Origin of the sequence: Bacillus sp. FSL R5-0709 (assembly GCF_038004785.1) — a bacterium.
In the GTDB taxonomy this organism is placed as follows: Bacteria; Bacillota; Bacilli; order Bacillales; family Bacillaceae_G; genus Bacillus_A; species Bacillus_A mycoides.
Genome location: NZ_JBBORT010000001.1, coordinates 4,403,978 through 4,425,106, shown reverse-complemented (window position 1 = coordinate 4,425,106; position 21,129 = coordinate 4,403,978). Strand labels below are relative to the sequence as shown.

The 21,129-nt window shown below is 35.8% G+C and carries 25 protein-coding genes and 1 pseudogene; 16 read left to right on the top strand and 10 right to left on the bottom strand.

The features are described 5' to 3' along the window. The first annotated feature begins 92 nt into the window (after positions 1-92). On the top strand, positions 93-524 hold the full coding sequence (locus MKX37_RS22660) for a VOC family protein (RefSeq protein ID WP_003191807.1): 432 nt from the start codon (positions 93-95) through the stop codon (positions 522-524). Positions 525-612: 88 nt separating this feature from the next. Next, positions 613-2,181, top strand: a complete 1,569-nt coding sequence (locus tag MKX37_RS22655; RefSeq protein WP_050001020.1) for an amidohydrolase — start codon at positions 613-615, stop codon at positions 2,179-2,181. 221 nt (positions 2,182-2,402) lie between these two features. Here the strand turns inward: MKX37_RS22655 and MKX37_RS22650 are convergent, their stop codons facing one another. Next, on the bottom strand, positions 2,403-3,206 hold the full coding sequence (locus MKX37_RS22650) for an NAD kinase (RefSeq protein WP_002015552.1): 804 nt from the start codon (positions 3,204-3,206) through the stop codon (positions 2,403-2,405). 205 nt (positions 3,207-3,411) lie between these two features. On the opposite strand from MKX37_RS22650, the gene MKX37_RS22645 reads away from it, so the two are divergent. The 5 genes from MKX37_RS22645 (at position 3,412) to ackA (ending at position 7,785) form a co-directional block, all read left to right on the top strand. After that, positions 3,412-4,050, top strand: coding sequence for a DUF2953 domain-containing protein (locus MKX37_RS22645; RefSeq protein ID WP_002129404.1), 639 nt, complete (start codon positions 3,412-3,414; stop codon positions 4,048-4,050). Between the two features lie 12 nt (positions 4,051-4,062). Further along, positions 4,063-4,458 (top strand): GerW family sporulation protein, encoded by a 396-nt coding sequence (gene ytfJ / locus MKX37_RS22640; protein ID WP_000350005.1) that lies wholly within the window; start codon positions 4,063-4,065, stop codon positions 4,456-4,458. Between the two features lie 135 nt (positions 4,459-4,593). Further along, positions 4,594-5,094 carry a thiol peroxidase gene (tpx, locus tag MKX37_RS22635; RefSeq protein WP_002015549.1) on the top strand — a complete coding sequence of 167 codons (501 nt, stop codon included), beginning with the start codon at positions 4,594-4,596 and terminating at the stop codon, positions 5,092-5,094. A gap of 211 nt (positions 5,095-5,305) precedes the next feature. Next, positions 5,306-6,292: a class I SAM-dependent methyltransferase gene (locus MKX37_RS22630; protein WP_002088985.1), complete on the top strand. Its 987-nt coding sequence runs from the start codon at positions 5,306-5,308 to the stop codon at positions 6,290-6,292. Between the two features lie 299 nt (positions 6,293-6,591). Beyond that, positions 6,592-7,785, top strand: a complete 1,194-nt coding sequence (gene ackA, locus MKX37_RS22625; protein WP_002129402.1) for an acetate kinase — start codon at positions 6,592-6,594, stop codon at positions 7,783-7,785. Between the two features lie 28 nt (positions 7,786-7,813). On the opposite strand, the gene MKX37_RS22620 is transcribed toward ackA, so the two are convergent. Together MKX37_RS22620 and MKX37_RS22615 are read right to left on the bottom strand one after the other, a co-directional pair. Then, positions 7,814-8,248: an NUDIX hydrolase gene (locus MKX37_RS22620; RefSeq protein ID WP_050001021.1), complete on the bottom strand. Its 435-nt coding sequence runs from the start codon at positions 8,246-8,248 to the stop codon at positions 7,814-7,816. A 71-nt stretch (positions 8,249-8,319) separates the two neighbouring features. Continuing rightward, positions 8,320-8,955: a DUF1796 family putative cysteine peptidase gene (locus MKX37_RS22615; RefSeq protein ID WP_002129398.1), complete on the bottom strand. Its 636-nt coding sequence runs from the start codon at positions 8,953-8,955 to the stop codon at positions 8,320-8,322. A gap of 137 nt (positions 8,956-9,092) precedes the next feature. Between MKX37_RS22615 and MKX37_RS22610 the strand changes: the two genes are divergently transcribed. Further along, complete coding sequence (locus MKX37_RS22610) at positions 9,093-9,926, top strand: EcsC family protein (protein WP_002129397.1); 834 nt, start codon at positions 9,093-9,095, stop codon at positions 9,924-9,926. Between the two features lie 30 nt (positions 9,927-9,956). On the opposite strand, the gene MKX37_RS22605 is transcribed toward MKX37_RS22610, so the two are convergent. Continuing rightward, positions 9,957-10,619, bottom strand: coding sequence for a YitT family protein (locus MKX37_RS22605; protein WP_002015542.1), 663 nt, complete (start codon positions 10,617-10,619; stop codon positions 9,957-9,959). A gap of 856 nt (positions 10,620-11,475) precedes the next feature. Between MKX37_RS22605 and MKX37_RS22600 the strand changes: the two genes are divergently transcribed. Beyond that, positions 11,476-11,670: a hypothetical protein gene (locus MKX37_RS22600; RefSeq protein ID WP_002034321.1), complete on the top strand. Its 195-nt coding sequence runs from the start codon at positions 11,476-11,478 to the stop codon at positions 11,668-11,670. 28 nt (positions 11,671-11,698) lie between these two features. On the opposite strand, the gene MKX37_RS22595 is transcribed toward MKX37_RS22600, so the two are convergent. Beyond that, positions 11,699-12,016, bottom strand: coding sequence for a hypothetical protein (locus MKX37_RS22595; protein ID WP_002129395.1), 318 nt, complete (start codon positions 12,014-12,016; stop codon positions 11,699-11,701). Positions 12,017-12,183: 167 nt separating this feature from the next. Here MKX37_RS22595 and MKX37_RS22590 point away from each other — a divergent pair, with 167 nt between their 5' ends. The 3 genes from MKX37_RS22590 to MKX37_RS22580 all read left to right on the top strand — a co-directional run bounded on the left by MKX37_RS22590 (position 12,184) and on the right by MKX37_RS22580 (position 15,226). After that, positions 12,184-13,389: an argininosuccinate synthase gene (locus MKX37_RS22590; protein ID WP_002164979.1), complete on the top strand. Its 1,206-nt coding sequence runs from the start codon at positions 12,184-12,186 to the stop codon at positions 13,387-13,389. Continuing rightward, positions 13,386-14,774, top strand: a complete 1,389-nt coding sequence (gene argH, locus MKX37_RS22585) for an argininosuccinate lyase (protein ID WP_002129392.1) — start codon at positions 13,386-13,388, stop codon at positions 14,772-14,774. Before MKX37_RS22590 ends, argH begins: the two co-directional genes overlap by 4 nt. Positions 14,775-14,872: 98 nt before the next feature. Continuing rightward, positions 14,873-15,226 (top strand): DUF3139 domain-containing protein, encoded by a 354-nt coding sequence (locus MKX37_RS22580; protein ID WP_078421847.1) that lies wholly within the window; start codon positions 14,873-14,875, stop codon positions 15,224-15,226. A gap of 37 nt (positions 15,227-15,263) precedes the next feature. Here MKX37_RS22580 and MKX37_RS22575 read toward each other — a convergent pair whose 3' ends face one another. Both MKX37_RS22575 and MKX37_RS22570 read right to left on the bottom strand, forming a co-directional pair. Beyond that, a complete protein-coding gene (locus MKX37_RS22575) occupies positions 15,264-15,830 on the bottom strand; it encodes a DinB family protein (protein ID WP_002138616.1) in 567 nt (188 codons plus the stop codon). A 98-nt stretch (positions 15,831-15,928) separates the two neighbouring features. Beyond that, complete coding sequence (locus MKX37_RS22570) at positions 15,929-16,108, bottom strand: hypothetical protein (RefSeq protein WP_002129390.1); 180 nt, start codon at positions 16,106-16,108, stop codon at positions 15,929-15,931. Between the two features lie 244 nt (positions 16,109-16,352). Between MKX37_RS22570 and MKX37_RS22565 the strand changes: the two are divergent. After that, positions 16,353-17,026, top strand: a pseudogene (locus tag MKX37_RS22565) (hypothetical protein). Between the two features lie 43 nt (positions 17,027-17,069). Here MKX37_RS22565 and MKX37_RS22560 read toward each other — a convergent pair. Then, entirely contained in the window at positions 17,070-17,528 is a 459-nt protein-coding gene (locus MKX37_RS22560; protein WP_001066676.1) for a universal stress protein, read from the bottom strand. A gap of 147 nt (positions 17,529-17,675) precedes the next feature. Here MKX37_RS22560 and MKX37_RS22555 point away from each other — a divergent pair, with 147 nt between their 5' ends. Both MKX37_RS22555 and ald read left to right on the top strand, forming a co-directional pair. Then, positions 17,676-18,467: an SDR family oxidoreductase gene (locus MKX37_RS22555; protein WP_002034312.1), complete on the top strand. Its 792-nt coding sequence runs from the start codon at positions 17,676-17,678 to the stop codon at positions 18,465-18,467. Between the two features lie 214 nt (positions 18,468-18,681). After that, positions 18,682-19,815 carry an alanine dehydrogenase gene (gene ald, locus MKX37_RS22550; RefSeq protein ID WP_002015529.1) on the top strand — a complete coding sequence of 378 codons (1,134 nt, stop codon included), beginning with the start codon at positions 18,682-18,684 and terminating at the stop codon, positions 19,813-19,815. Positions 19,816-19,866: 51 nt separating this feature from the next. Here the strand turns inward: ald and MKX37_RS22545 are convergent, their stop codons facing one another. Together MKX37_RS22545 and MKX37_RS22540 are read right to left on the bottom strand one after the other, a co-directional pair. Next, positions 19,867-20,292, bottom strand: a complete 426-nt coding sequence (locus MKX37_RS22545; protein WP_078421846.1) for a hypothetical protein — start codon at positions 20,290-20,292, stop codon at positions 19,867-19,869. Continuing rightward, positions 20,282-20,551 carry a helix-turn-helix transcriptional regulator gene (locus tag MKX37_RS22540; RefSeq protein WP_002088966.1) on the bottom strand — a complete coding sequence of 90 codons (270 nt, stop codon included), beginning with the start codon at positions 20,549-20,551 and terminating at the stop codon, positions 20,282-20,284. The genes MKX37_RS22545 and MKX37_RS22540 overlap by 11 nt, the downstream gene beginning before the upstream one ends. Positions 20,552-20,683: 132 nt before the next feature. Between MKX37_RS22540 and MKX37_RS22535 the strand changes: the two genes are divergently transcribed. After that, entirely contained in the window at positions 20,684-21,112 is a 429-nt protein-coding gene (locus MKX37_RS22535) for a hypothetical protein (RefSeq protein ID WP_002129381.1), read from the top strand. Positions 21,113-21,129: the final 17 nt, after the last annotated feature.

The following is a 21,129-nucleotide window of genomic DNA, read 5'->3' as shown; positions in this document are numbered from 1 at the left end:
GTGAAGTAAATAGTTGAATGAAATGTTAAATGTATGATATTATAAAAACGAACATAAGTTCGATTTTATAAATTAAAAAAAGAGGTGTCCGTATGATTTTAGGTATTAATCCGTACTTAGTTTTAGATGGTGGTGGGCAAGAGGCTGTACAGCTTTATAAAGAGGCGTTAGACGCAAAAGTAGAAGTAATGCAAACTTTTGGTGAGATGCCTGAAAATCCAGAATACCCAATTCCAGCTGAAGCGAAAGAGCGCGTTGCACATGCTCATTTGAAAATTGGTAATACGGAACTTATGATTTCTGATACATTCCCAGGTCAGGGGCATACGATTGGATCTCAAGTGACAATTGCAGTTCGAATTAGTAATGCAGAAAAAGCGAAAGAAGTATTCGATAAGTTACAAGAAGGTGGAGAAGTTATTATGCCACTTCAAGAAACTTTCTGGAGCCCAGCTTACGGACAAGTAAAAGATAAATTTAGCATTGAATGGCAAATTACAACGAATCCTACTGAACAAAATTAATTTTTGGAAAAGTACCATTTTTAATCGAAATGGTGCTTTTTTTATACGAATGAATTTCGTAGACTAAAGGGAAAAGGGGGATGAGTATATGGGAGAAATTTGGTATGGCGGTACCATTTACACTATGCGAGAAGAGAATGAAAAAGTAGAAGCTATTTACGTTGAAAATGGCGTCATTGTTGATATAGGGAATAAAGAAGAGTTAGAAAACCGATATTCAGAAGTGAAGTTATATGACTTAAAAGGGAAAACGATGATTCCAGGGCTGGTTGATAGCCATATGCATCTTATTGGGCATGGGGAGAGGTTGCTTCGTCTAGATCTATCAAATTGCAAATCTTATAGCGAAGTACTTACTCTTGTTCAGAAGCGCGTAGAAGAAGCACCAAAAGGATCTTGGATTATCGGAGAAGGATGGAATGAAAATAATTTTACAGATACAAAACAAGTTCATGTACGTGATTTAGATGAAATCTCTAAAGAACATCCGATTTTATTAAAGCGTGTTTGTCGTCACGTGACATGGGTGAATTCATACATATTGCAAGAAGCGAACATAACAGAAGCGACGCAAGATCCAAAGGGCGGGAAAATTGGCCGTGATGCGTCAAATAATTTAACAGGACTTTTATATGAGCAAGGACAAGAGTTAATTAAACATGTTCAGCCCGAAATAGATGGAGTGTATTTGCAAAGTGCTCTGCAAACAGCGATTTCAGACTGCTGGCAATACGGACTCGTTGGCGGACATACGGAAGACTTAAATTATTATGGCGGCTTTCAAAAAACGTACAATGCGTTTTCACACGTTATAAAAGAAATGCGGTTTAAAGCGCATTTACTCGTTCACCATGAAGTAGCGAATGAACGAAAAGAATATGAAAATGAGCACTATATTGAATTTGGTGCGATGAAAATTTTTTCTGACGGCTCTTTTGGCGGAAGAACAGCTTTATTAAGTGAACCGTATGAAGATGCGAAGGAAACAAATGGAGTTGCCATTTTCTCACGTGAAGAGCTTGCAGGTTTAGTGAAAAAAGCACGAGATTTACATATGCCAGTTGCGATTCATACAATTGGTGATTTATCGCTTGAATATGTCATTGATGCGCTTGAATTACATCCACCAGCAGAAGGATTACGTGACCGTATTATTCATTGTCAGCTAGCTCGTGAAGAGTTGATTGAAAGAATGAAACAATTGCCAGCTATTATTGATATTCAACCAGTCTTTGTTTCATCGGATTTTCCATCAGTGATTGAAAAACTAGGAGAACGCCGTCTTCGTTATGCGTATGCTTGGAAGACGTTACTGGATGCAGGATTACACTGTAATGGAGGCTCTGATGCTCCAATTGAACAAGTGAATCCGTTTTTAGGTATATATAGTGCTGTTACACGTAGAAGTTTTATTGATGGTGTATGCTATATGCCAGAAGAAAGATTAACGGTATATGAGGCTGTTTCTTTATTTACAACAGGAAGTGCGTATGCAATTGGAAAAGAAGGAAAGCGAGGACAAATTACAAAAGGATATGAAGCAGACTTTACGATATTAGACCGCAATATTTTTGAAATTGAGGCGGAAGAAATAAAAGAAGTACAGGCAGAAATGACCGTCATTGATGGGAAGATTGTTTATAGAAAAGACGTGTGAAAATTTGAGGGAGCGGCTCCGAAAATACATTTTGGTGCTGCTTCCTCTTTTTAGATAGGTTGATGATGTCGGTAAATTGATATTTTGGGTAAAATCGTTGATATAATTTCATATACTGTTGTCCTGTTCCAAAATGTTTTGTGAAACAGCGTCAAGTTGCATTTGATAAATAAAAAACCCTCGAATTATGGAAATTCCATAATTCGAGGGTTTTTTGATTACTATAAAAACGTTCTCTGTACTTTTTCCCAGAAAGAGTTGTTTTTTAATTTAACAGTTTTAATTTGTTTATCGCTTAAACGAACAACGGCTTTTTCCACTTGTTTAATGCTAAGTGCTTCGTTATCCATTCCGATAACAGGATAATCATTTCCATCTGGTTTAAGTGTTAAAGTTAACGTACGCTCGTGATTTAAAAGGAACGGTGACCCGAGTGTACGGTATGTGTTGTTATTTAAAGATGCTAGTTCGCTTACTTGGAAACATGGGATAAGTGGATCGACAACTGCACCATGTAATGATTTATTGTAAGCGGTACTTCCTGTTGGTGTGGAGATAACTAATCCATCACCTCTAAAGGTTTCGAAATGTAAATTGTCGACGTGTACATCTACGACAAATGTTTTAATGATACTAGAGCGTAATGTGAATTCATTTAAACAATGGAAAGATGTACCGTGATCTACATCTACTTTAATTGTTGGATATTTTCGCACTTCAATTTCGTTTTTTGTAATTTCTTGAAGGGCTGTATCAACGTGATCGATGTGGAAATCGCAGTAGAAAGAAATTTCATCTTTCGTAGAAATACCTGCGTATAAGCAATCTTCTCTAAAGCCGGTTTTACGAACGGCTTGTAAGAAAGTCCCATCATCTCCAACGCTGACGATAGCGTTTGCATTTTTTGGATGATCTAATATGGTAAATCCATTCTCCTCTAAAATACGATATACTGGTTTCATTTTTTCAACGAGCGTTACTTTGTCATCACCATAAAAGAAAAATAAATTGCGACGATTTGCCATTATGTATCCCTCCACTGCAGTTAAATTTTCTAGTCTTAGTGCTACATATCGTCAGAGTATGTTTCTGGATGATATGTTCAAATAGTATATTTCGATATAAATTGTCAAAATTCCTTTTTATTTTTAGAAAAATTTTTATATTCAATTTTATCAAAGTCTGTTTAATGATGAATAAACTTGTCGATAATGGGTATGGAGTGAAAGGATGGTACGAATGAAGTGGCTCGTAATTGGAATGATAATTCTTCTACTTTTTATTTTGCTTATACTATTATCGAAAATATCGCTTAAGGTGACGTTTTTATATTCAGAAATGGAAAAACAATGTTTGTTTCAAGTGAAAATATGGATGATTCGATATACGTTTGATGTATTGGAAAGAATTGAAAAACAGCAGAAGAAGACAGGACAAAAAATTAAAAAAGCTGAAGAGGACGGCGGAATAGATAATAAAATTATGGCACAACTCGATAGTATAGGGGAACTGATAAAAAAGCTTCAAGACGTTCATACTATTGTTAAAGATTTTCTCAAAAGAGTGAAAATCAATGGTTGGAAATGGCATACGCAAATTGGAGCAGGCGACGCGGCTAGTACTGGAATTGTCACTGGATATGCATGGGGGACAAAAGGAATGGCTGCTGGAGTTGTAGGACAATATATGCATATTGTCGACGTACCAGAATTTGAAATTACTCCTGTTTTTCAAGGAAAGGGATTTGCATCAAGATGCGAGTTAACAGCATCTTTTCGTATATTCCGTACTGTAAAAACAGCGATAAAATTACTCATGTTTATGAGAAAGCAAAAATCTGGTATGACAGAAAAATCTGTTCAAGCATAGGGGGGATATAGAATGGACCATCCAATTCAAGGTTTAATGACAACCGCAATGCAGCATTTAAAACAAATGACTGATGTAAATACAATTGTTGGTGACCCAATTAAAGCGGCAGATGGAAGTGTAATTCTTACAGTTTCGAAAGTCAGTTTTGGATTTGCTGCTGGTGGAAGTGAATTTGGTAAAGTAGAACATTCAGGCCGTCATCCATTTGGCGGGGGAAGTGGTGGAGGAGTTTCTATTAATCCTGTTGCCTTTCTTGTTATAAATGGAGAAGGTGTGAAAGTATTACACTTAGATAAGCAAACACACGTCATCGATAAAATAATTGAATTAGCGCCACAAGCTGTTGATAAAGTGAAAGAAATGATGGATAAACGAAAAGAAGATGATCCTGAATTTCAAATTTAACGAATAAAGAAGCTGATCAGTGGATTAGCTTCTTTAATTTTTTTGTAAATAAAGCGATTTTATTTGCATTATCGATAGGGACAAACTATCATTTACATTGTACATATTTTGTTTAAAATAAGGGAGGATTTTTAAGTGGCAAATGTAACTTTTAAAGGTAACCCAATGACTTTAGTTGGAACAGAAGTTAAAGTTGGCGATCAAGCGCCTAACTTCCAAGTATTAGCAAATGACTTATCTCCAGTAAGTTTAGAAACATACAAAGGTGAAGTGAAATTAATTAGTGTTGTACCTTCAATCGACACAGGTGTATGTGATGCACAAACTCGTCGTTTTAACGAAGATGCAGCAGGTATTGAAAACGCGAAAGTATTAACAATTAGCGCTGATTTACCATTCGCTCAAAAACGCTGGTGTGCAGCAAACGGTTTAGAAAATGTTGTAACACTTTCTGATCACCGTGACCTTTCATTCGGTGAAGCTTACGGCTTAGTAATGAAAGAACTTCGTTTACTTGCTCGTGCAGTATTCGTAGTAGATAGCAATGACAAAGTAGTTTACGCAGAATACGTAGGCGAAGGTACAAGCCATCCAAACTATGAAGCAGCATTAGAAGCAGCTAAATCTGCGAAGTAATGCAAATGAAGACGACCTCTCATTAAAGTTTTACTTTAGAAGAGGTCGTCTTTTCTCATGTATTGTTAACTGAACCAATATATGAGAAAAGACGTTACATCATAAACAACTTGAAGGGGAGCTCTTTGCAAGAGGTCGCTTTTTCTTTTGGGAAAAATTTAGATTATGGTATGATATAAGTTATGTGTAAAAGAGAGAAGGAGGAATGTACGTGAGTCAGGCAGTAGAAACATTATTTTCTATTTTTGATTCTTCTACGGTAGTTTTACGTAAAGAATTAGATGTAACATATTTAGAGGCGCTTGTAGAAACAGGTGATAACTTGTTTGAAGGAGCGATTTTACAAGAGGAATTATCCGAATCAACAATTGAAAGGTTGAATCGTGAATATAGTACGTTTAATGAAGAAACATATAAAGGGGAAGAAATTCGTAAAGCATTTCAGCTAGCCATTTTAAAAGGAATGAAAGAGGGCGTACAAGCGAATCACGAAATGACGCCAGATGCAGTTGGAATGTTCATGAGCTACTTATTCCATAAATTTATGCAAGGTCAAAAAGAAATTACTGTTTTAGACCCTGCAATTGGAACTGGTAACTTAATGACTACATTGTTTAATAGCGCCAAAGAAGAACTAACAATGAGTGGATTTGGTGTAGAAGTGGATGAGGTGTTAATTAAACTTGCTTTAGTAAATGCAAATTTACAAAAGCATGCAATCGAATTCTTCCACCAAGATGGACTAGCACCACTTTATATTGATCCAGTTGATGCAGTCGTTTCAGATTTACCAATTGGTTATTATCCAAATGAAATTGTTGCAAGTGAATATACATTAAAAGCAGATGAAGGAATGTCATATGCACATCACTTATTTATTGAACAAAGTGTGAAACATACGAAAGAAGGCGGGTATTTATTCTTCTTAGTACCAAACTTCATTTTTGAAAGTGATCAAGCGCCAAAGCTACATGCATTCATTAAAGAGACATGCTTTATTCAAGGATTATTACAGCTTCCTGTTTCCATGTTTAAAAACGAGAAAAATGCAAAAAGTATATTTGTTCTCCAAAAGAAAGGCCAAGGTGTAACAATGCCGAAACAGGCACTACTAGTGGAATTACCTAAATTCTCTAACATGAAGGCTATGGAGAACATTATGGATCAATTGAATACTTGGTTTGCAACACATAAATAATACGATATATATGTAACAGGGTTAGTAATTAATGTAGTACAGTTTTATAGGATATGTAATGTTTTTTAATATATACAAGATTTAACTGAATTTTTTTGAAATCTGTAATATATTTTTTTTCTTGGTGTTATAATTTTTTCACTTGAAATATATGTCGGACGATGTTTAAATTAAAATCGTGAGTATAAAATTTACTAATGATGAAACGTTTTCATAATGAGTGAATTTAATTAGATAAAATCGAGCGGTTTGTGGAATGATCCACACAACTACCAAGAGAAAAAGGGGCGAAAGACTAGATGTCAAAAATCATCGCGATTAACGCAGGAAGCTCTTCCTTAAAGTTCCAATTATTTGAAATGCCAAGTGAAACAGTATTAACAAAAGGTTTAGTAGAACGTATCGGTTTAGAAGATAGTATCTTCACTATTACTGTAGATGGCGAAAAACAAAAAGAAATTACAAACATCCCAGATCATGCAGTAGCAGTTAACATGCTTCTTAAGAAATTAACTGAAAACGGAATCGTAAAATCTCTTGATGAGATTGGCGGTATCGGTCACCGTGTTGTACACGGCGGCGAAAAATTTGCTGATTCTGTTTTAATTGATGCTGAAGTATTAGCTGATATCGAAGAATTAAGCGATTTAGCACCACTTCACAACCCAGCAAACCTTGTTGGTATTAAAGCATTCCAAGAAGTACTACCAAACGTACCAGCAGTAGCAGTATTTGATACAGCATTCCACCAAACAATGCCGGAATCTGCATTCCTATACAGCTTACCATATGAATACTATGAGAAATTTGGCATCCGTAAATACGGTTTCCACGGAACTTCTCATAAATACGTAACAGAGCGTGCGGCTGAATTATTAGGTCGTCCACTTGAAAGCTTAAGCCTACTTTCTTGTCACTTAGGTAACGGTGCAAGTATCGCAGCAGTAGAAGGTGGTAAGTCTATCGATACTTCTATGGGCTTCACTCCACTTGCTGGTGTAACAATGGGTACACGTTCTGGTAACATTGACCCTGCGTTAATTCCATACATCATGGAAAAAACAGGCCAAACTGTAGAAGAAGTAGTTAGCGTATTAAACAAGAAGAGTGGTATGTTAGGTCTTACTGGTTACTCTAGTGACCTACGTGACATCATTGCGAAAGAAGAAGAAGGCGACCACCGTGCGAAAGTAGCACTTGACGTGTTCGTGAGCCGTATCCATAAATACATCGGTTCTTACACAGCTCGTATGAAAGGCGTTGACGCTATCATCTTTACAGCTGGTGTAGGTGAAAACAGTGCAATTATTCGTGAGCGCGTATTAGAAGGCCTTGAGTACATGGGCGTATACTTCGACGTAAAACGCAATAACGTATTCGGTGAAGAAGCATTCATCAGCTTCCCACACTCTCCAGTAAAAATTATCGTAATTCCAACTGACGAAGAAGTTATGATTGCTCGTGACGTATTACGTCTTGGAGATATTGGTTAATATACTATATGAAAAAAAAGACGAGATCCTATAGGATCTCGTCTTTTTTCTTTTGGATATATTTCAAAATTCCATCCGGATATAGTAATTTTTCTTTTTGAATGAATGCAGTGAGGGAAATCCATTTTGCATATGACAGTGTTTGTTCATCTGATATATTCAGTATTTCCATTTCATATAGTGACATGTCTAATAAGCGTAAAGAATATAGCTGAATGATTTCATGACCAATTTCTCCATCTAGATGAAAGATGTTTTCTAAGCAGCCTAAATAATTGGTGATTTCCACTTCTGTGTGAAGCTCTTCTTGAAATTCGCGAATAACAGTATGTGCTGATTTTTCACCAAGTTCAATTGATCCGCCAAGAGGTCGGTAATATGTTTCATCGCCTGTATGATATTCTTGTACGAGAAGGCGACCGTGATGTATAGCGATGCCAAAAGCTTTTGCACGTGGATACATATATAATCACTCCTTATTTATTTTGTATAAGGATGATTATAAGGCAGGGTGTGATAAAAGGTGACGTGTATTTAAGCGTTTGGCCGAATTGTGATGCCATTAAATAAGTCATTCCAAAATGCTTCATTGTACTGGTATATATCCATCACTGGGCATTTTATAACACAAATATTTTGTAATCCCCAATCTTCTTGGGCGATAGTTGGTACATCTTCAGGAATGAGTAATAGGACAGAGAATGTATGTTTAACTATTTGAGATAAAATTTGTTCCAAGGAACGTGCTTCTTCGTATGTTCCTCCCGTTCGAATAAACAATGTGGATTCTGCCGTTTCGATTGTAGTTAGAAAACGATTAATTCGATGCTCATAGTTTAACTTAATTTCTGTATAAGAAGGCCAGGATGTTGGTGTGTTTACATCTGTTTTAAAGTCGTGACAGGAGTCGATTTCATATAGGTTGTCACGGAGTCTTAATTTCGCATCATCATCCCAAAATGAGATGAAGGATAAGTTTTCGAACTGTAAAAAACGGTCAAATCGATTTTGTAATAATAAATTCACTTTTTCTAATGAAGGGCTTAGCATAAAATCGATAACACCAAAAAATGGTGATAATTCGAATTGATATAAAGCCCAAGCAGGCCAGCAGTTTTGTCCTAAGCTGAATACTGCATTATATTCTTTTTTTATATTGGATAGATTCATGTGATTCATCTCATCCTTTTTGCTAATATTTTATGTCACTAAAAAATGGTATGTGAATAAAGATAGACAAGCATATTTGCAAAGAAGAAGCAGAAATATGTTACAATAGAAAAAAATCGAACGAGGTGGTTGTTACGATGCGATCGAAGCGAGAACAAGCCATTTTAGACAATATAAAAGAGTGGGAAGGGCAATTAGTAGAGCAAGAAGCGACCGATTTTCAAAAGATGTTTGATAAGTGGTTGCATACGACAATTGCGAAACTGCCTGAGAAAAAACGAAAAGACTTTTTTACGAAAGCAGATGGATGGCTCTTTCATTTGCATGCGCTTATTCAAAGTTCACAATCACAGCTAGATGCACGTAATCGTATTTTAGGAACGTCGAGATTATTTGATGAATCGATTGAGCAACTTGAAGATTTGAAGGCGTTATCTATTGATCAATTAACATACATAGCAGAGCAGCAAACAGCACGTCATCGTCTATATTCATTCGTACAAGGCGGAGCAACAGGTGCTGGTGGTTTATTATTATTAACGGCTGATTTTCCGGTTATGATTGCGTTAAATGTGAAGGCTGTCCAACTTGTTGCGACATCATTTGGGCATGATGTGAACAAGCCGTATGAAATGATGCTTGCGTTAAAGGTATTCCATGCAGCATTATTGCCGGCGAGACTTCAGCAATATGCATGGTACAATTTACTGAGAGAACTCGAACAAGAGGATTCATTCTTCTATGAAGGAGACGAAGCAGTATTAAAGCCAGCTTCTACTGAGGTTGTGTTAAAACAAATTTTGAAGACGTTTTCGATTTATGCTCTTCGTCGTAAAGTATTCCAAGGCATTCCTGTACTCGGAATGGCGATTGGCTCTACAGTGAACTATCGCTTAACGAGGAATGTTACTGAATTTGCAAATAAGTTTTATCAAGTACGCTACATATTAGAAAAAGAAAAGAGAGCATGAAAAAAGCGAGAGGCCGAAGCCTTTCGCTTTTTAGTTTGTCGCATGTTTTTTGGATATTGGAATAGAAACGGGTTGCTTTGCTGCTTTCTTTTCTGTTTTTGGATAGTAAATTAAATCCAATGTTTTTGCCTGTACGGCAATCGAAAGAATAGTAAAAGCAATTTCTGTCCAATTTAAATAATATAATGAAAGCGCAAGAACAATCGCGTCAAAGACGAAGAAAATTTGCCCAATTGTAAACCGAGTTCGTTTACTTAATATAATTGTTAAAATATCGTCTCCACCGGTTGCACCGCCAAATCGCAATATAAAACCGAGTCCAATACCAGCTAACGCACCGCCAACTACTGCAGCTACAAATAAATTATTTGATAAATCTACCGTAAAAGGAGAATAATTTTCCATAAGGGAATAAAATACTCCAAATGAAAGTGAACCTAAGAATGAATAGCCAACCATTTTTCTACCTAAAAATGAAGCACATAGTAAAATAATAGGGATATCCATTACTACAGTTGAAATAGATGGTGAAATATCATAAAAATTTTGGATAAATAGTGCAATACCTACAAAGCCACCTTCTGTTAAGTGGTTTTGGAAGTGAATGTGATATAGCGCTGCTGCTAATATAAATGAACCGATTAAAACCATAAAAACTTCTTTAATAATTTGTCGACTTTGGATGTTCCTCATCGTTATTCCTTCTTTCCGTAGTTAGTAGTCCTTTTGGTGTTGTAAACTAACTACGAGCTCACATGTAGCTTTCAGTTAGTTTACGAAAAAAACTAACTACGCTATATGTCGCTGAAGAAATAACGAATAATCCTCTCGTCCATCAATTCTCCCTACCTTCGTTTTAGTTTAAGTCTTAAAGCGACTAAACAAAACGGGGAGTAGGATTCTTCATTTAGCAATCCTGCTCTTCTTTGTTTTGTTTAGCTAGTAACAATTAAGTCCTAAACAAAACGCTATGTGTAAGAAGAGTCTTTTTTTTGCCAAATTATCCTTCGGGCAATCATAATTTCCCCACTCTCGTATTTTTTTCGCTAGACTAAAGTATCTGAGCTGAAAAATACGCTACGTGTATGATTCGTCAATACGATGCCACATGCTCCTTCGAGCGATCATGATATCAAAATCCCTTCCTTCAAGATTTATATTATTATATCATACTTTCAAAAAATACATGCGGATGGAAACCGACAATAACCGGAGGGAATCTACAAAAAATGTTATGTTTAAATATTTTTGTAGAAAAGCCTAAGTTATTTCGTAGAACTGGACAACTTTTAGAAGTTTGTCCAATAAGTAAGAAAAGAAGGGTTTTTATTCAATTGTATTGTTCTCATCACTTTTATCTTTAAAAAATGCATCCCAGCTAATGATACTTAAAAAAGTTAAAGCGATAATAATGAAAGCTCGCATAAGTTTGAGACCTCCTTTTGTACATAGTATATGAATAATTTGTTTCGGAATGTGTCATTTTTTTACAAGCTCTAACTATTATGAGAGTATATTAATATAGATAGATGAGGGGGAGAATGGAGATATGCTAAAAGACATGTTTAAAAGAAAAGAATTAAAATGTGTTTCATGTCAGAAAAAGATTCAATATGAAGAAGAGCTAGTTGCTTTTGTAAAGTTGCCGAAAGAAAGAAGTATATTAGTAGGCCCGTTTGATGTATGTTTAGCAAAAACGGCGCAAGAAATATATTGCAAAGCTTGTTACGACAAAAAAGCATGACCCAAATTAATTGAGGGGCATGCTTTTTTCATTGGTGTGCTTTTCCCTCAGATACGTTTTGGGTTAGACGATACCAAAGCCAAAGATCGTTAATAATTGAAGCAAGATCGGCAATTTCTGAATTTAGCTTGCAAGAAATTCCAAAGTCTTCTTCGTTATTTAAGTGGTGTTGTTTAGCGTTAATATGGTGCTCAAGTTCCTTTATGCGATCAGGTATTTTTCCGCGAACTTGCTCCCATTTTAATAAAATAGAATGCTGCGCTTGTTCAGAGATGTCTTCCCATTTTTCTTGTATGTTCGGTACTTCAATTCCTAGATGTTCATTGTATATAAAATACTTTTTCATAGACACCCCTCCATTTTCCTTCCTCTATTTTACATAAAAAAAGAAAGAAGTTCGACGGAATTGTTTGAAAAAATTTTATAAATTCCCCTTGATTCATTTTATGAAAGGTGATAAAGTTTGGATTATTATAAGAAAAAATGAATATTTATTCTTTAGGGGGATGCAAAATGGAGAAGAAAAAAGTTGTATTAGCATATTCCGGAGGTCTTGATACTTCCGTTGCAATTAAATGGTTACAAGAGAAGAATTATGATATTATCGCGCTTTGCTTAGATCTAGGAGAAGGTAAAGACTTAGCGTTTGTAAAAGAAAAAGCACTTTCAGTAGGTGCAATTAAATCATATATGATTGATGTTCAAGAAGAATATGCGAATGAATATGCATTGATAGCGATGCAAGCTCACACGTTATACGAAGGGAAATATCCTCTTGTCTCTGCATTATCTCGTCCGCTTATTGCAAAAAAATTAGTAGAAATTGCAGAGCAGGAAGGCGCAAGTGCAGTTGCACATGGATGTACAGGGAAAGGGAATGACCAAGTTCGTTTTGAAGTTTCTATTCAAGCGTTGAATCCATATTTAGAAGTTATTGCGCCTGTACGTGAATGGAAATGGTCACGTGAAGAAGAAATTGCATATGCAAAAGAAAATGATATACCGATTCCAATTAATTTAGATAGCCCGTTTTCAATCGATCAAAACTTATGGGGACGCAGCAACGAATGTGGAATTTTAGAAGATCCATGGGCAGCGCCGCCAGAAGACGCATACGAGATGACGTTGGCATTAGAAGATACACCGAATAAACCAGAGTTTGTAGAAATCGGATTTGAAGCAGGGGTACCGACGACTTTAAACGGCACTGCATATTCACTTTCAGAACTAATTAAAACGTTAAATGCCTTAGCTGGAAAACATGGCGTTGGACGTATCGACCATGTAGAAAATCGCCTTGTCGGTATTAAATCTCGTGAAGTATATGAATGCCCAGCAGCAATGACATTAATAACAGCGCATAAAGAACTTGAAGATTTAACACTTGTGAAAGAGGTCGCTCATTTCAAACCGATGATTGAGCAAAAACTAACAGAATTAATTTATAACGGTTTATGGTTCTCACCTTTAAAACAAGCGCTCAATGCTTTCTTACAAGAAACGCAAAAAAATGTAACAGGTACAGTACGTGTGAAATTATTTAAAGGTCATGCGATTGTAGAAGGGCGTAAATCTGAGTACTCTTTATACGATGAAAAATTAGCAACGTATACTGCCCAGGATGAATTTAATCATGATGCAGCAGTTGGATTCATTTCATTATTCGGTTTACCTACGAAAGTATACAGTCAAGTGAATCAAAAGAAGGTGGAAGCGTGAGCAAACTTTGGGGCGGACGTTTTACAGAAGAAGCGGAAGCGTGGGTTGAAGAGTTTGGAGCATCCATCTCCTTTGATCAACAATTAGTAAATCAAGATATAAAAGGGAGTATCGCACACGTAACGATGTTAGCAAAGCAAGGCATTGTTACGAAAGAAGAAGCAGAGAAAATAAAGATAGGGCTTCAATATTTACTAGAGGAAGCGAAACAAAATAAATTGAATTTCTCAGTCGAGGCTGAGGACATTCATTTAAACATTGAAAAGATGTTAATTGAAAGAATCGGTGAAGTAGGAGGGAAACTTCATACAGGCCGAAGCCGTAACGATCAAGTAGCGACAGATATGCATTTGTATTTAAAAGAAAAAGTAGAAGATATTATAAAAGCTACAAAACAATTGCAAACTGTTCTTGTTCATCAAGCGGAAAATAACATTGAAACAATTATGCCCGGCTATACGCACTTGCAACGTGCACAGCCGATTTCATTTGCGCATCATATTCTTGCTTACTTTTGGATGTTAGAGCGCGATGTGAATCGTTATGAAGATTCGTTAAAGCGTATTAACATTTCACCATTAGGAGCAGGAGCACTAGCTGGTACAACATTCCCGATTGACCGAGAATATAGTGCGGAGCTTCTCGGATTTAATGGAATCTATGAAAATAGTTTAGATGCGGTAAGCGATCGTGATTTCATATTAGAGTTTTTAAGTAACTCATCTATGCTTATGATGCACTTATCACGCTTTTGCGAAGAACTTATTTTATGGAGTAGCCAAGAATTTCAATTTATTGAAATGAGCGATCAATACGCAACAGGAAGCAGTATTATGCCGCAGAAGAAAAATCCGGATATGGCGGAACTTATTCGTGGTAAAACGGGCAGAGTATACGGTAATTTATTCAGTTTACTTACAGTAATGAAAGGATTGCCGCTCGCTTACAATAAAGACTTACAAGAAGATAAAGAAGGAATGTTTGATACAGTGAAAACAGTAGAAGGATGCCTTCATATTATGGCAGGCATGCTTGAAACGATGACTGTAAACAAAGAAAAAATGGGGCAAGCTGTGACGCAAGACTTCTCTAACGCAACAGAAATTGCCGACTATTTAGCAAGCAAGGGACTGCCGTTCCGTCAAGCTCATGAAATTGTCGGGAAACTAGTTCTTCATTGTACGCAAAAAGGAATCTATTTATTAGATGTACCACTTGAAACGTATAAAGAAATGAGTCCGTTATTTGAAGAAGATTTATATGAAGTTCTTTCACCTTATGCAGCTGTAAAGCGCCGTAACAGTGCTGGCGGGACAGGATTTGAGCAGATTGAAAAGGCTTTGGAGAAGGCGAAGGGGTTAACTAAAGAAGTTATTAGGAATTGAGTTGGAAAGTAAGCCAGTCTGTGAAAGTCTGGCGTACTTTCTTTTTTACTAGTGTGTAAGTTATAGTATAGTGAAAAAACACAATTTAGGGGAAATTTATGAAAAAAATAGTATTTATCATTTTACTGTTAATTAGCTTAATTGCAAACGTGAAAGTATTTCTTTTGGACAAATATATGTTTGTTGGTGAACAAGAAAAGCGAGAAGAAGCGATTATCGCAACGATGTGGCACTTGCAAGAGAAAGGATATAAAGAAAGTGATATTTCACACATAAAACCGGCCTTTTATAGTAAAATCGGTTCTTACGGTATGAATGTACAGTTTAAAGATGAACCAAATGAATCGTATACATATAGAGTTTCGAAAGATGCTAAAACAAATAAAATAACTGTACACCAAGATAGCAATGAGCCAGGTGGTATGGGTGGGAAGCATCAAGAGCTTAAATAGATATAGGAGACTGCTGATAAGTAATATGAGCAGTCTTTTATATTTTTAGAAGGGAGTCGAGCATTTTATAGTTGTTCTTCATAATGCTAAAATGATGCTTCTCATGAATCGCTAATAGTTGGATAGATTGAATAAGGTTAGGATAGTGAGCAATTGGATCTAAAAATACGATATGTCCTGCAATATCTTCTTCTATATTTTGAACTAGTTTTTTTATTTCATCTGTTTCACGTGAAAGTAATTCTTCTAATTCGTTTACATTCATAGAGTAATAGACCTTTTTTGAAGGGATTAAAATCCAAGGAGCTTTCATTCCTTTACCGTGTTTTTCTTTATATTCGGCATAAATGTCATGCATGTCAGTTGCAAATGGGGCGTTTTTTCTTAGTTTGGCATAAGGGATAAGAGTGAAAGAGAATTTAATCGCTACTTTTAGCATCCTTGCAATTAAATATAAGTGATAAAAGTGTTCACCAATAGACCATTTTCCGTCCTCTTTTCTATGCCATAGTTGTTCTTGTGAAAGTGAATGAAGCTCAGGAAGGAACTGGTTTCTTTGCACATGTAATGTGTGAAAATGTTTTGAGATATTTTCAGATTTCATATTCTGGTATCCTCTGCGTTTTTTTCCTAATTATAACATTTTTCGTATAGATGTAATTAAGCCTAGAACAATATGTTCTAGGCTTAAAGCTTCATTGATTAATCATACTTGTGGCGATCTTCTGTAATTCGAATGTATTCAATATCCATTAAATCTCTAAGTAATGCACCGTGACTTAGTTCAACACCATGTTTTTCTTTAAAATGCTCGCGAATCATATCTAACATTTCGATTTCTTTCCCATTCACATCTAAAATAATGCGTTCATAATCATCCATGTAGCATCCTCCTTTTCTAAACACATATATTTTGTCCGTCTATTTCTAAAAAATGTATGTTAACCTAATGTTAGGAAATGAGAAAGGAATGGAAGATGAGACGTATTTATCCCGCATTAACGGGCAGTAAGACCCCCACCTCAAAATTCAGCGAAAGCAAAGAAGTTAGGTGGGGGATCAACTGCCCGTAAAAGCCCGATTGGTTCAACTAATAATCAGTGGGGGATGAACAAAACCCCCACTGATTAAAGTTTCACTTTATTTTGTAGGGTTAATTTTGTACACGCTAATTGTATTACACGTTGCATTCCCGATCGTATTTTCATTTGAGAATTTAGAAACAGTACACGTTGCGATATTTATCTTTATTCTATTTGTAGTAGATTGCTGTATTTCTGTATGGCTTTCTAGAAAAAAGAAAGTACAAGAAGTAAAAGATAAAAAAGAAATAGAACGGAAAAAGAGAAAACGTTCATTTTGGATGATGACGTATTGTTTTTCTTTAGTGATTGCTGCTGCATTTTTTAGTGAGCATATTCCACTAGAAAGATTGGATATTGAATTTTGGGCAATTATATTTACATGTTATTTTTTCATGCACTTTCTTCCTTATATGAAAGAAAAGCGAGAGAACAAGAGAGTAAGAGAATAGAAGAAGACATAAAGAAACTTGGAGAACACAAGTGGTATTTAAAATCTAAAATCATATATGTTCTTTGTTTTATTACGCCGCCAATTGGTTATTTGTATGTTTTTTTACTTCGCAAAAAAATGACAGAAGATGCAAAACAAACGTACTTAACGGTTGCGACGTTAATGATGGCGTTATGGTCTTTGAAGTTCCTTCCGCCTTATGTGTTTGCAGTTGTCATTGTTGTTCTAGCTTGTCTCGTATTTGTAGTGAAATATGTGAAATGAAAAACACCAAGCCCATGTGGACTTGGTGTTTTTTTATTATAAATTAAAGATCACCTTGCTCCTCGTCACCACGAACAACAAGGACATCGCATTTCGCATAGCGAATAATATGTTCAGAGACGCTACCAATTAGGAAACGTTCTACAGCATTTAAACCAGTTGCACCACACATAATTAAATCCACTTTATGGTTTGGAGCGATTTCTTTTGAAATTTTAGATTTAGGATTACCAAATTCTAATACAGTTTCCACTTTTTCAAGACCAGCTTCAAGCGCAGTTTTTTTGTAGTCTTCTAATAAGTCTTCTGCAAATAGATTTGCACGTTCAGCAATTGCGCGGCTATAAGCCTCTACTGCTGAGTATGCTTTTACATCAACGATATGAGCAATTGTTAATGTTGCGTTGTTTCGTTTTGCAACTTGAATTGCTTTTTTAAAGGCTTTTTCTGCTTCTTTAGAACCGTCCACCGCAATTAAAATATTTGTATATGTATTATTCATAGTAAATTCCTCCCAATCATTTTTATTACCGTTTACAACTTTATTATAAAACAAATTTTGGTAATGTGCTTGTTGGAAACGTTACAGAATTTTGAAAACTTTGCCTTAATTCATTTTAGTTGTAATTGAAGCGAGAACTTGTTACATATGGAGTATAGCAATTTAAAAGGAGGCATGTTTGTGAGACACGCGCTCATTACAGCCGGTACGAAAGGTTTAGGAAAGCAAGTAACAGAAAAGTTATTGGCTAAAGGATATTCAGTAACAGTAACATATCATAGCGATACAAGTGCTATGGAAACAATGAAAGAAACATATAAAAATATGGAAGAACGTCTACAGTTCGTGCAAGCTGATGTCACGAAAAAGGAAGATTTACATAAAATAGTAGAAGAAGCGATGAGCCGTTTTGGCAAAATTGACTTCTTAATTAATAATGCTGGTCCTTACGTATTTGAAAGGAAAAAATTAGTCGATTACGAAGAAGACGAATGGAATGAAATGATCCAGGGTAATTTAACAGCGGTGTTTCATTTATTAAAACTTGTCGTACCGATTATGAGAAACCAGCAATTTGGCCGTATTATTAACTATGGATTTCAAGGGGCAGATAGCGCGCCTGGATGGATTTATCGTTCAGCCTTTGCAGCTGCGAAAGTCGGACTTGTTTCTTTAACGAAAACAGTCGCATACGAAGAAGCTGAATACGGTATTACTGCGAATATGGTATGTCCTGGTGATATAATTGGTGAAATGAAAGAGGCAACGATTGAAGAAGCACGAAATCTGAAAGGTAGTAACACACCAATTGGTAGATCTGGAACAGGGGAAGATATCGCAAGAACCATTTCGTTTTTATGTGAGGACGATTCTGATATGATTACTGGCACGATTATTGAAGTAACAGGCGCTGTTGATGTTATTCATAGACATCGATAGAATTAAATAAAGTGAAGTTTCGAATAATTGGACAGTTTATCCTTTATACTGAGAGGTACGGATAATACTGTCCTTTCATGTAAGATTAAATCTATCGGAAAACTTGTATTATTTTTTTGTCAAATATTGAGATATTATGTTAGAATATAAGAGTATAGAAAGCGCTTTAAAAAATGATTCAGGGGTCATTTCATAACTCAAGGGGGAACTAATAATGCGTATCGGAATTCCAACAGAAATTAAAAACAATGAAAACCGCGTGGCAATGACGCCAGCGGGAGCTGTACATTTAGTACAAAATGGTCATGAAGTTTTTGTTCAAAAAGGATCAGGTGTAGGATCAGGCTTTACAGATGAAGAATACGTACAAGCTGGTGCGAAACTTGTTGAAACTGCTGAAGAAGCATGGAATCAAGATATGGTTATGAAGGTAAAAGAGCCAGTTGAAAGTGAATACGGTTATTTCCGCGAAGGTTTAATTTTATTCACATACTTACACTTAGCTCCAGAGCCAGAATTAACGAAAGCATTAATTGATAACAAAGTGGTATCAATTGCATACGAAACAGTACAATTAGACAATCGTTCTTTACCATTACTTGCACCTATGAGTGAAGTAGCTGGTCGTATGTCTGCGCAAATCGGTGCACAGTTCCTTGAGAAAAACAAAGGTGGTAAAGGTATTTTACTTGCAGGTGTTCCAGGGGTGAAACGCGGTAAAGTAACAATTATCGGCGGTGGTCAAGCTGGTACAAACGCAGCGAAAATTGCAGTAGGTTTAGGTGCAGATGTAACAATCATCGACTTAAGTGCAGAACGTCTTCGTCAATTAGATGACATTTTCGGAAACCAAGTGAAAACGTTAATGTCTAACCCGTATAACATTGCAGAAGCTGTAAGAGAATCTGACCTTGTAATCGGTGCAGTATTAATCCCAGGTGCAAAAGCGCCAAAACTTGTAACAGAAGAAATGATTCAATCAATGGAACCAGGTTCTGTCGTTGTAGATATCGCGATTGACCAAGGTGGTATTTTCGAAACAACTGACCGTATTACAACTCACGACAACCCAACTTATGAGAAACATGGTGTTGTTCATTATGCAGTTGCAAATATGCCAGGTGCGGTTCCACGTACATCAACTCTTGCATTAACAAACGTAACAGTACCATATGCAGTACAAATTGCTAACAAAGGCTACAAAGAAGCTTGCCTAGGCAACACTGCATTATTAAAAGGTATTAACACATTAGATGGCTACGTAACATTCGAAGCAGTTGCAGAAGCGCACAGCTTACAATATGCAGATGCAAAAGAGCTTCTTGAAAAAGCTCCTGCTTTATCATAATAGAAATAAAATAAAGACCTTTCCTTTGTAGGAAGGGTCTTTTTGTTTAAACTAATTATCTAATTTCTTCACAATTTTCAAGCCGAACATCATTGTGAAGAAAAGAATTCCAAACAAGTAATACAGGGCATACTCTACTCGTATCGTCGAATTTTTGTCAGTAATATATAAAATAAATAGTATCGCAGAGCCGATTAAATGAGAGAGACCGAAAATTTGCGCCATAAGCTTTAAGCCCATTTTTTCAATTCTTTCATCTGTCTTAGGTAATGGGTATTGCTCGGACTCTTTCTTTTTTTTCTTAAAGAATATTCGTTTCACTACTAATAGTACCAAGGCTAAGAGTATGTATACGCTAGCGAATAGAAGGACAGAACGAATCTTTTCTTCATCACTACTATTGAAATAAAGAAAGGCCGATCCTAACACTAAAATAGTAAGATGCGAAGCAAACCCTTGGATAAAATTATTTTTCATTTTTTTCCTCCCCAGTCTTATCTAATTGAAATAAATCCTCCACTTTACAGCCGAAAAACTCACATAATTTCAATGCTAATTCTAAACTCGGGTTGTATTTATTCTTCTCGATAGCGATGAGGGATTGTCTAGTGATTTGAACAGAGGAAGCTAATTGCTCTTGGGTGATGTCTCTAACGACGCGGAATTGTTTTACTTTATTTTTAATCAAATATACAAAGTCTCCTTTTTGTAAATTTGTTACATTTATAATATCCATTTTTAGGTAAAAAAGTAAATAAAACTTTACAAAAAGTAAATAAAACTTTACGAGAAATATTGCTTGTTATGATGTTGTTTTTTGTGATAATTTGGAATTAAATGAAAAATGAAAGTCGATAGAGGAGATTCAATGGGGAGCAAAAAGAGTAAGAAAAAGCAAGCTAAAAGACAAAAGTATATAAAGAAAAAACAGGAACAGAACATACCTCTTTCAAAAAAAGTAGTCATTATGATAGAAAAAACATTTCGGTATATTTGTATGGCTCTGTATGTGATTTTGTGTATGTATTCATTTGGACTGTTTTACAGTTTTGAGATAACTCCTAATATTATTGAGAGTAGTCTAGTTTTTATCCTTGTTGTAATAGAATTGGTTTTATTCGTTATATTCTTTCATAAAGTATGGCCTAGTTATGAAAGTAAGAGAGATAGGAAAAGAAAAAAGAGAAAAAAATCTTCATCCGATTCAAGCTCATCAAGTGGATTCGGTGACTACAGTAGCAACGATTGTAGCAGCTCAAGTGATGGTGGAGGAGATTGCGGAGGTGGTGGAGACTAAGTTAGTTTTTCAGAAGA

Coding starts and splice junctions, on each gene's coding strand:
- MKX37_RS22580 (WP_078421847.1), top strand. CDS start 14,873: ATGAAAAAAATAGTATTTATCATTTTACTGTTAATTAGCTTAATTGCA.
- MKX37_RS22535 (WP_002129381.1), top strand. CDS start 20,684: ATGGGGAGCAAAAAGAGTAAGAAAAAGCAAGCTAAAAGACAAAAGTAT.
- MKX37_RS22650 (WP_002015552.1), bottom strand. CDS start 3,206: ATGGCAAATCGTCGCAATTTATTTTTCTTTTATGGTGATGACAAAGTA.
- MKX37_RS22600 (WP_002034321.1), top strand. CDS start 11,476: ATGCTAAAAGACATGTTTAAAAGAAAAGAATTAAAATGTGTTTCATGT.
- MKX37_RS22560 (WP_001066676.1), bottom strand. CDS start 17,528: ATGAATAATACATATACAAATATTTTAATTGCGGTGGACGGTTCTAAA.
- MKX37_RS22575 (WP_002138616.1), bottom strand. CDS start 15,830: ATGAAATCTGAAAATATCTCAAAACATTTTCACACATTACATGTGCAA.
- MKX37_RS22545 (WP_078421846.1), bottom strand. CDS start 20,292: ATGAAAAATAATTTTATCCAAGGGTTTGCTTCGCATCTTACTATTTTA.
- ald (WP_002015529.1), top strand. CDS start 18,682: ATGCGTATCGGAATTCCAACAGAAATTAAAAACAATGAAAACCGCGTG.
- MKX37_RS22660 (WP_003191807.1), top strand. CDS start 93: ATGATTTTAGGTATTAATCCGTACTTAGTTTTAGATGGTGGTGGGCAA.
- MKX37_RS22570 (WP_002129390.1), bottom strand. CDS start 16,108: ATGGATGATTATGAACGCATTATTTTAGATGTGAATGGGAAAGAAATC.
- MKX37_RS22595 (WP_002129395.1), bottom strand. CDS start 12,016: ATGAAAAAGTATTTTATATACAATGAACATCTAGGAATTGAAGTACCG.
- ackA (WP_002129402.1), top strand. CDS start 6,592: ATGTCAAAAATCATCGCGATTAACGCAGGAAGCTCTTCCTTAAAGTTC.
- ytfJ (WP_000350005.1), top strand. CDS start 4,063: ATGGACCATCCAATTCAAGGTTTAATGACAACCGCAATGCAGCATTTA.
- MKX37_RS22540 (WP_002088966.1), bottom strand. CDS start 20,551: ATGGATATTATAAATGTAACAAATTTACAAAAAGGAGACTTTGTATAT.
- MKX37_RS22620 (WP_050001021.1), bottom strand. CDS start 8,248: ATGTATCCACGTGCAAAAGCTTTTGGCATCGCTATACATCACGGTCGC.
- MKX37_RS22655 (WP_050001020.1), top strand. CDS start 613: ATGGGAGAAATTTGGTATGGCGGTACCATTTACACTATGCGAGAAGAG.
- MKX37_RS22610 (WP_002129397.1), top strand. CDS start 9,093: ATGCGATCGAAGCGAGAACAAGCCATTTTAGACAATATAAAAGAGTGG.
- MKX37_RS22590 (WP_002164979.1), top strand. CDS start 12,184: ATGGAGAAGAAAAAAGTTGTATTAGCATATTCCGGAGGTCTTGATACT.
- MKX37_RS22645 (WP_002129404.1), top strand. CDS start 3,412: ATGGTACGAATGAAGTGGCTCGTAATTGGAATGATAATTCTTCTACTT.
- MKX37_RS22555 (WP_002034312.1), top strand. CDS start 17,676: ATGGAGTATAGCAATTTAAAAGGAGGCATGTTTGTGAGACACGCGCTC.
- MKX37_RS22615 (WP_002129398.1), bottom strand. CDS start 8,955: ATGAATCTATCCAATATAAAAAAAGAATATAATGCAGTATTCAGCTTA.
- MKX37_RS22605 (WP_002015542.1), bottom strand. CDS start 10,619: ATGAGGAACATCCAAAGTCGACAAATTATTAAAGAAGTTTTTATGGTT.